Source organism: Intestinimonas timonensis, assembly GCF_900626145.1.
Lineage (GTDB): Bacteria > Bacillota > Clostridia > Oscillospirales > Oscillospiraceae > Intestinimonas > Intestinimonas aquisgranensis.
Genome location: NZ_LR130838.1, coordinates 1 through 1,612, shown reverse-complemented (window position 1 = coordinate 1,612; position 1,612 = coordinate 1). Strand labels below are relative to the sequence as shown.

At 49.9% G+C, this 1,612-nt stretch carries 1 protein-coding gene; it reads right to left on the bottom strand.

Going from position 1 to position 1,612, the window contains the following annotated elements:
* Nucleotides 1–176 precede the first annotated feature (176 nt).
* The gene (locus E0E29_RS17895; protein ID WP_130848405.1) at nucleotides 177–1,454 is read right to left on the bottom strand and encodes a tyrosine-type recombinase/integrase; all 1,278 of its coding nucleotides are present in this window, start codon (nucleotides 1,452–1,454) and stop codon (nucleotides 177–179) included.
* Between the last annotated feature and the right edge of the window lie 158 nt (nucleotides 1,455–1,612).

Here is a 1,612-nt window from a genome sequence, read left to right as displayed (position 1 = left end):
GAATCATTTAATAGATTTCTAATTATCTCTTTAGATGTTCTTATATGCCGGTATAGCCCGTTATTCCGGGCTTTTCCGGCACTTTTCATATCGGAAGAACCTCACAAATCTTTTTATTACCCCTCATGTTTTCGCTCTCAAAAGTAGTAAAAGCAGTAGTAAATTCTGCGTACTACTTATGCCGCCTTGGTTTCCTCGGCGCTTTCCGCCACAGGCTCCGGCTTGGCCTCTGCGGTGGTTTTTGCCTTGGCTTGCAGCCGTTCCATTTCCTCCTGTGCGGAATGGAAAGTAGCGTGGGCATAATAGTTCAGCGTCATTACAATGTTGGCGTGTCCCATGATGTACTGCAATGCCTTGGGGTTCATGCCCGCGTTTGCCATTCTGGTACAGAATGTATGCCGCATGGTGTGCGGCGTCATCACATCGGGCAGCGGCTCCTTGTGGCACTTGTTGTACTTCTTTGCAAGGCACTTGAACATGGCGTCATAGTTGACGGCGGTTTTGGGCAGGCCGTCCCGGTTCAGGAACAGGAAGTCCTTATAATCGTCAACCTCAATGCACCTGCCGTCCCTGCGCTTCTTTAACACGCGCTCAAACGCTTCATAGGCGGCTGCGCTCATCGGCACTTGGCGGAATCCGCTTTCTGTTTTTGGCGCTTCGATATAGTAGCCGTCCTCGGTGCTTCTCAAAAGCTGGTGGTCTACATTCACAAAGCGCTTCTCAAAATTCAGGTCAGCGGGCGTCAGGCCGCAGAGTTCGGAAATACGAAGCCCGGTTTCCAGCAGGATCACCACCTCGTCATAATACTTGGCATAGACGGGATCGTTCTGCATGAAGTCTAAAAGCTCGTTTTCCTGTGTAGGGGTAAGCGGCACCTTTGGTACGGTATCGTCGTTGATAACCTCATTGATCTGGAAGTCAAAGGGATTCTTGCGGAGGCAGTCATCCTGTACGGCCATATAAAAGATGGCTTTTAAGGAACGCTTGCTGTTGCAGATGGTGTTGTAGGCAACGCCCTTTTCCTGCATACGCAAGGCCCATTCTTTCGCGTCGGACAGCTTCACGCTGTCAATGCTGGCCGCGCCCAGCTTATCTTCGGACAGAAGTTTCATCAACTGCTGGCGGCTCTTTTGGGTTCCTTTCCGCACATTCCCGCGCTCCCGGGTGTACTTTTCATAAAGCTGGCACACGGTCATTTTCTTGCCGATGGTGTCGATCCCGTCGTCAAGGTCTTTCTGTATCTGCTTGATCTTCTCGCGCAGGGAAAGACAGGGCCGCTTCCCGGCAGGTACTTTGTCGGTGGGTACTAACTTCCATGAGTAAACAAACTGGGGTTCTCCAAAGGTGTCAATGTATTTGTAAGCGTATCTTCCATCTGATCGCTGGCTCTCTCCAGACTTCAAAAGGCGGCCTTTGTTGTCCCGTCTTTTTTCATCTCGTTCTTTTCTTGGCATTTCGTCATGCTCCTTTCCATGACGGAAAGAGCCTTGACACGCTTATAACCTATTATAACACGCGCAAGGCCCTTTTTCACTATATTGTGTCAAGGGAATCAATGATTTTTTCAAACTGCTTCCGCTTGATCTGGATGCGGTTGCCGTTCAGGATCACC

What these genes read in the sequence shown, in the direction of transcription:
- E0E29_RS17895 (WP_130848405.1), bottom strand. Translation starts at nt 1,454, where the DNA reads ATGCCAAGAAAAGAACGAGATGAAAAAAGACGGGACAACAAAGGCCGC.